The following is a 7,130-nucleotide window of genomic DNA, read 5'->3' as shown; positions in this document are numbered from 1 at the left end:
ATATTAAAATGAGTTTATTTATACTTGTCTAAGTTTCTCATGAAACTCTATATAATTTTCTCACAAAGTTTAGTCATACTCTCCTCAAATCTTATGTCATCTTCTTTTTGCCTCTTTTTAGGCCCTTTCATTCTACCTCCAGCACTTCTAACCTTTTTAGAAATATGTCTTGTAAATAATAATTGATCTATATTTTCATTATCATAAACTAGTCCATTTTGGTTTATAGGATACCCACCTTTAGCTAAAACCATTGCTGCTAATCCATAATCTTGAGTTACAACAATATCTCCTTTTTCAACTTTATTAACAAGAGCAAAATCTACAGAATCAGATCCCTTTGATAAGGTTATTGTTTCAACTCCCAATCTTTTAAAATTATGGGATGTGTCACACATTATTATTGTCTTTAAGTTAAATTTTTTTGCTACCTTTATAGATATATCTACCACTGGGCAACCATCTGCATCTATTAGTATTTTCATATTCTCTCCTAAATAAAAAATTTTACTTAGCTAATATAGCTAACAAAATATATTTTTTTAACTCATTTACACAAGCTATTCATAAAATTCTAGGATATAAGTTCCTTGAATGTGAATAATTTACTATAACTTATATATTATAAAATAAAACCTACATACTATACAGTACATAGGCTTTATTTTATAATATTACTTTTCCCAGCTCATTATTTATTAACTTTAATTTATCTATATCATTAACATCTTTTTTATTTATTATATATTTTATATTATTAATTATTTTCTTATTTTCAAAATCAGATTCTTCTCTTAATTCAATTAAACCTTCTATAATATTTTCCCTACTTAATACTATCATATATCTTCCCCCTTTATATACTTATACTTTCATTATTGACCTAGCACAGTATTTATAATCAAATTATTTTAAGCTTAATAAAAAATACTATACGTATTATACGTATAGTATTTTTTATTAAGCTTATAGATTATATTTTTCTAAAATATCATCTATGAACTTTCCATTTTCATAGAAAAGTTCGTTGTCTGCATATATTTTTCCACAATTTCTCATATCACATAACATATCCCAATGTAGAGATGATTTGTTCTTTCCTCCAGCCTCAGGCATTGAATCACCTATTGCCATATGAATAGTTCCACCAATCTTTTCATCAAATAACATATTAGATGTAAAATCTTTTATTCCGTAATTCGTTCCTATTGCTACCTCACCAAAAAAACTTGAACCTTCATCTGTTTCTAATAATGCTTTTAATAAATCTTCACCTTTTTCAGCCCTTGCATTTATGACTTTTCCATCTTTAACATCTAGTTCTATTCCTTCAATAACTTTACCTTGAAATATCCCTGGGAATGAAAATCTAATATGACCATTTATATTATTTTCTACTGGTGATGTAAAAATTTCTCCATCTGGAAAATTTTCTTTACCATCACAATTTATCCACTTTCTACCACTTACATCAACTTTAATATCTGTGCCTTCTGATATTATATGAATTTCGTTTTTACTATCAAGATATTTTATCCATCGTTCTTGCTCTTTACTTATTCGTCTCCATTCAGCTACAGGGTCTTCTTTATCTAAAAGTCCTGCCCCATAAACAAAGTCTTCATATTCACTAATACTCATAGAAGCTTCTTGAGCATCTGCATATGTAGGGTACTGTGTCCCACACCATCTTAGAGAACCATCACCACATCTTTCTGAATAAACTTTTCTCCACTTCGTTGCTCCTTGTTGCGATAGCTTAAGTTTTTGTGCATCTATATTAGATAATCCCCTTGTATTTCTACTTCCCCATGCAGTTAACCATACATCGGATTTAGCTAATAAGTTTTCGTATATAAAGTTTCCACCTTCTTTAAGTTGTTTTTCATTGCTATATTTTAGCTTTATTTCATCAACTTCATTAGAATCCATTATGTATTCTACATGAGCTCCAGCTCTTATAGATTCTTTAACTACTTCCACAACCCATGGTTTTGATACTTCATCTGCACATACAAATACAAAGTCTCCTTCTTTAACCTCTGTTGAATAGTTTACTAGTAATTTCGCTAATTTATTTAGTCTCTTATCTGCCATAAATATCCCTCCCATTAATTTAATCCCTATTTATATATTAAATCTTAAAATAATTAAACACCAATATATAAATAAATATTTATATAAAAAAGTGTAGAAGGTTTAAATTGTATAAACTTTCTACACTTTTTATTATTTCTTCTTTTTGAAACTAATTTTCGCCTTGAATAAATCTCCATCTACACTTATTTCTAAGCTTCCATCTTGCAATTCAACAAAGCTTTTAGCTATAGCAAGCCCTAATCCACTTCCTTCTGTATTACGTGATTTATCTCCTCTTACAAACCTCTCAACTATATTATTAACATCAAAATCTATTTCTACTGCTGACATATTCTTGAGTATTATATCAACTTTATCTTCATGTTCTAGTATATCAATATATACTCTTGAGTTTTTCATAGAATACTTTGTTATATTAAGTACTAGATTTTCAAATACTCTAAATGTACGTTGACTATCTAAGTTTAATATTACTTTTTCATTTGGAAAATTATTTTTAAATATTAACCCTGATTCTTCTATTTGATCGCTTACTTCTAATAGTGTTTGTTTCATTAATGAAACTATGTCTACATCCATTTTATTTAAATGTATATTACCACTATTTACTTTACTCATCTCAAATAAATCTTCTATTAAATTTTCAAGTCTTTGAGATTTTTTATCTATTGTGTCTATATAAGATTGTCGATTTTCTTCACTTATATTTTTATTTTTTAATAAATCTATATAAGTAATTATAGAAGTTAATGGCGTTTTTAAATCGTGTGATACATTTGATATAAGCTCTGTTTTCATTTTTTGACTTACTACTTCTTTTTCAACTGCCATTTTAAAACCTTTTTGAATACTTTGTAGTTCATTTTTTATAGGCTCAAATACTCCTAAATTTTCATCTATTTCTATATCTAAGTTACCGTGTGATATTTCATGAGTTGCCTCTAAAAGCTTATCATATTTTTTTATCACATCCTTTGAATATTTCTTTAGTATAATGAACATAACTAGTGTGTATATTATTGCAAGAACTATACCAAATATCCATACTATACACATAATTACTAATATTATTAGATTTATACTAAGTGCAGTGAATATAAATTTATTTGGCTTTTTCTTTAAATCTATCGCACTAACTCTGTTCTTTATGCTTCTTAATCTATTTACTAATTTATTTACTAACCTTCCAGTATAAGTGTGATTTTTAATATAATTTGAAAATCCTATTTTAAATATATATTTTACTAAAGTAGTCATTAAAAAGACGATTGTAAAATGTATAGACCATATAATTAAATTCATTAAATTTATTAATACATGAGCCATATTTTTATTTATATTTACACTAATCAAGTAATTTAATGTATCACTATTTACACTAGTTTGTACTATTCCTGCTGGATATATATTAAAGAATATTATTATAAACAGTATAAGTCCTATTACAAATTCTAGTGGTATTTTACACAATTTATTAAATCCAAGTACTTGACTTGATAATCTATAAGGTATTAAAAGAGATATTATTGCTACCATCATAGATAAATTTACTACAAATGAACTTGCTACAAAATCTCCCGCACGTTCTTCAATACTTATGTATCTAGATATGTTATCATAATAGTATAATTTGTGAGGTACTGCATATATAAATGTAGCATTTTTTATTGGCTCTATTTTATAATCAACATTAGTCCTATTTATATCTCTTAGAGTTCTTTCTATAGATTTAGAATTTGCTCCATAACTTTCTCTTACACTTATACTTCCATCTTCATCAAAATCAATAATTGTATAAAATTGATATTTTTCCTTAAGAGTATCTATTCTTTCTTTTGATTTTCCATCACTATTTTCTAATACATCAATTTCATTACTCTTACTATATACCGCTTTTTTACTATCTTTGTCTAATGCATAATATTCTAAATTATCTAAATCATAATTTAAAGTTCTTTCCCAACCATTAAATCTATCCTCAAAATTTCTTTTAAGGTCTAATTTAATGTCTTCTTCTTTATATGAACTATAATTGCCTTCTAATTTAATATCTTCAGTTACTGATTTAATACTTTCATTATTTATAAAAATATCTGATGCATTTTTTACAGTATTAGTCTTTTTTTCAATTAACCTTTGATAAAGTACATAATTAGTAGAGTTTATATCATCTATAAGCTCTCTAGATTCAAACGGATTATAATCATACTCTTTGGATTTTTCATATATTATAGGATATGACTTAATCATTACAATTGAAAAAAGCAAGCTTATTATTAGTATACCAAGAGTGGCTATTAATTTTTTATCATTGTTTTTCAATTTTGTATCCAACACCCCACACCACCTTTAAATATTTTGGATTTTTTGGGTTTATTTCTATTTTTGATCTTAAATTTCTAATATGAACCATTATTGTATCTGTATTTACTGCACTTTCATTCCATACTCTTTCATATATCTCTTCTGATGAATATACTCTTCCTGGATTTTGCATCATTAAATGCAGTATTTTAAATTCAATAGGTGTCGTTTTTATATATTGTTCATCTACTGTCACTTCTTTTGTATCTTCATTTAATTCCAAACCACCTATAGTAAATATGCTACTATTCTCCTTATTCTCTTTAATTATATTTAAATATTTTGTATATCTCCTAAGGTGGGAGTTTACTCTTGCTAAAAGTTCTAAAGGTTTAAATGGCTTTGTGACATAATCATCTGCACCCATATTTAATCCCATTATTTTATCTACTTCTTCCGATTTTGCAGACAACATTATAACGGGAAAATTATAATGTTCTCTAAGCTTCATTGTTAATGTTATACCATCCATTTTTGGCATCATAATGTCTATTATTGCTAAATGAATAGTTTCTTTTTCTATAATATCAAGACCTTCAAGTCCATTATATCCTTTAAATACTTTATATCCTTGGTTTAACAAATATATTTCAATAGCATCAGCTATCTCTTTTTCATCTTCTACAACTAAAATATTATATGGTTTCATATCAATTACCCCCTTCTTATAACTATTACATAATAATTATTATACAATATCATAAGAATTTTAGCATTTATTGATATTTTATTCATTCTAAATTATCTAATTAACATATTCTGATACTAATGAAGTAAATTTTTTATATATTTGATTTTTATGGCAATAATTTTCAATAACCTTTTTATAATTTGATTCAACTAGTTTTGCAATATTTGAATTTAAATACTTAAGAGAAGTATCATAAGCTCCTTGGCTTAATTTCTCCATATCAGACTCATTATTCATTAAATAACTTATTTTTTCAACCCAGTCTTTTATATTATCATTTGTCATATATCCATTAATGTTATTTTTAACTACATCAGTAACACCACTTGCTTGTATTGCTATCACTGGATTTTTAGCTGCCATTGCTTCTAATAAAACAATTCCTTGTGTTTCAGATTTAGATGAAAATAAAAACATATCACAAGCTTTGTAGTAATTTCCTATTTTTTCATTCTTTATAGAATTTAAAAATATTATATTATTTTCTAATCCTAAATATTTAGCTTTGTTTATAAGTTCTTCTTTTAAAGGACCATCACCTATCATTATAAGATTAAAACAATCCCCTTCTTTTTCTTTTAATTTACTTAAACCTTCTATTATAAACTCTAAATTTTTTTCTTTTACAAGTCTTGCTACTGTACAAAACAAATAATTTTTATTTCTTTTATATTTGCTTCTTATTTCTTGTACTTCATCTATATTTGCATTAAAATATCTTTTTTCTAGCCCAGTTGGAACTATTTCAATATCTGTATTTATACCATTATCTTCTAAACTCTCTTTAATTAAGTTTGTTGGAGCGAATACCATATCACACTTATTCGCAAATTTACTTAAATACTTTGGAACAAAATTATTTTTAGTATAGTTTAATATTTTATCCTCTAAATAAATTAAATTTCTATTATTTTCAACTTTACGCCTCTCTTCAATAGCGCTATATACTTTTACATAGTGTAAGTACTGTTCATATCTTGTGTGATAAGTAAATACAACAGGTACATTATATTTTCTACCTAGATAAAGTCCAACATTACCTAATAAAAATGGATGGTGTACATGTATAACATCAATATTTAATTTTTTAAATTCTTTTTCAAGCCTAGTATCTAATATTTTAGGTATAACATGTCTGTCTTTTTTACTTGTTTTAGATTTACATCTTATTACATGTTCTTCATATATCTGATTATCATAATTTGGTGCAAATACGAAAACTTCATGTCCAATTTCTTTTAACCCGTCAGTTAATCTTTCTACCGATATAGGAACTCCTCCTATAAATGGCTTATAATTATTAGTTAACATAGCTATACGCATATAATCATCCCTCCGTATTCTAAATTTTTATAATAATGCTTGTAAAACTCTATCTCCAAAAAAATATCCTGATGCTATAAATATGAAGTTCCATATTAATATACCTAAAGTTGAATATACTGTGTATTTTATAAAATTTAATTTCAATACCCCCGCTGGTATTGATATAATTGTTCTTACCATTGGTATAAACTTACTTATAAATACACCTACATTTCCTCTTTTCCTTAACATTTCCATATTGCTTTTAATGTACTTTTCATGGCTTGGAAATTTTTTAATATATTTATCTAGGAAAAACTCTCCACCATACATTCCTAAAAAATACAACAGCCAGCTTCCTATTAACCCAGCTAATACAGAAATTATCAGGGCAACAAAAAAATTATTTCCACTATTTGCTACCCAAACTCCAGCTAATGGCATAATTACTCCAGCAGGAAATCCTGGTAAATTCATATATTCTAAAAGTACTATTATAAATAAAAATATAAGTCCATACTCTGATAAATAACTTGTTAATGACTCTAATCCCATCTCAATTCCTCCTTCATTATTAATTAGATATATAATAAACTTAAAAACTTAAGATATTATTGTAGTAAATCTAAAGAATTTCTAAAGAATTATTTAAAATAAAAAAGCACTTACT

At 26.0% G+C, this 7,130-nt stretch carries 7 protein-coding genes; all 7 read right to left on the bottom strand.

The annotated features are described in order from the left end of the window. Window positions 1-47: 47 nt before the first annotated feature. Complete coding sequence (locus JWF52_RS03130) at window positions 48-485, bottom strand: YaiI/YqxD family protein (protein ID WP_208331888.1); 438 nt, start codon at window positions 483-485, stop codon at window positions 48-50. Window positions 486-666: 181 nt separating this feature from the next. After that, the gene (locus JWF52_RS03125) at window positions 667-843 is read right to left on the bottom strand and encodes a hypothetical protein (protein ID WP_208331887.1); all 177 of its coding nucleotides are present in this window, start codon (window positions 841-843) and stop codon (window positions 667-669) included. A gap of 123 nt (window positions 844-966) precedes the next feature. Beyond that, window positions 967-2,097, bottom strand: a complete 1,131-nt coding sequence (locus JWF52_RS03120) for an aminopeptidase (protein WP_208331886.1) — start codon at window positions 2,095-2,097, stop codon at window positions 967-969. Between the two features lie 132 nt (window positions 2,098-2,229). Beyond that, window positions 2,230-4,437, bottom strand: a complete 2,208-nt coding sequence (locus tag JWF52_RS03115) for a sensor histidine kinase (RefSeq protein WP_353654863.1) — start codon at window positions 4,435-4,437, stop codon at window positions 2,230-2,232. Then, the gene (locus JWF52_RS03110) at window positions 4,409-5,113 is read right to left on the bottom strand and encodes a response regulator transcription factor (RefSeq protein WP_208331885.1); all 705 of its coding nucleotides are present in this window, start codon (window positions 5,111-5,113) and stop codon (window positions 4,409-4,411) included. The genes JWF52_RS03115 and JWF52_RS03110 overlap by 29 nt, the downstream gene beginning before the upstream one ends. 96 nt (window positions 5,114-5,209) lie before the next feature. Then, window positions 5,210-6,478, bottom strand: a complete 1,269-nt coding sequence (locus JWF52_RS03105) for a glycosyltransferase (RefSeq protein WP_208331884.1) — start codon at window positions 6,476-6,478, stop codon at window positions 5,210-5,212. A 27-nt stretch (window positions 6,479-6,505) separates the two neighbouring features. Then, window positions 6,506-7,015: a DedA family protein gene (locus JWF52_RS03100; RefSeq protein ID WP_208331883.1), complete on the bottom strand. Its 510-nt coding sequence runs from the start codon at window positions 7,013-7,015 to the stop codon at window positions 6,506-6,508. Window positions 7,016-7,130: the final 115 nt, after the last annotated feature.

Origin of the sequence: Clostridium sp. CCUG 7971, assembly GCF_017590215.1 — a bacterium.
Classification (GTDB): domain Bacteria; phylum Bacillota; class Clostridia; order Peptostreptococcales; family Peptostreptococcaceae; genus Faecalimicrobium.
Note: the sequence above shows the minus strand (reverse complement) of the source record. Positions and strands in the feature narration are given on the sequence as shown.

What these genes read in the sequence shown, in the direction of transcription:
- JWF52_RS03130 (WP_208331888.1), bottom strand. Translation starts at nt 485, where the DNA reads ATGAAAATACTAATAGATGCAGATGGTTGCCCAGTGGTAGATATATCT.
- JWF52_RS03125 (WP_208331887.1), bottom strand. Translation starts at nt 843, where the DNA reads ATGATAGTATTAAGTAGGGAAAATATTATAGAAGGTTTAATTGAATTA.
- JWF52_RS03120 (WP_208331886.1), bottom strand. Translation starts at nt 2,097, where the DNA reads ATGGCAGATAAGAGACTAAATAAATTAGCGAAATTACTAGTAAACTAT.
- JWF52_RS03110 (WP_208331885.1), bottom strand. Translation starts at nt 5,113, where the DNA reads ATGAAACCATATAATATTTTAGTTGTAGAAGATGAAAAAGAGATAGCT.
- JWF52_RS03105 (WP_208331884.1), bottom strand. Translation starts at nt 6,478, where the DNA reads ATGCGTATAGCTATGTTAACTAATAATTATAAGCCATTTATAGGAGGA.
- JWF52_RS03100 (WP_208331883.1), bottom strand. Translation starts at nt 7,015, where the DNA reads ATGGGATTAGAGTCATTAACAAGTTATTTATCAGAGTATGGACTTATA.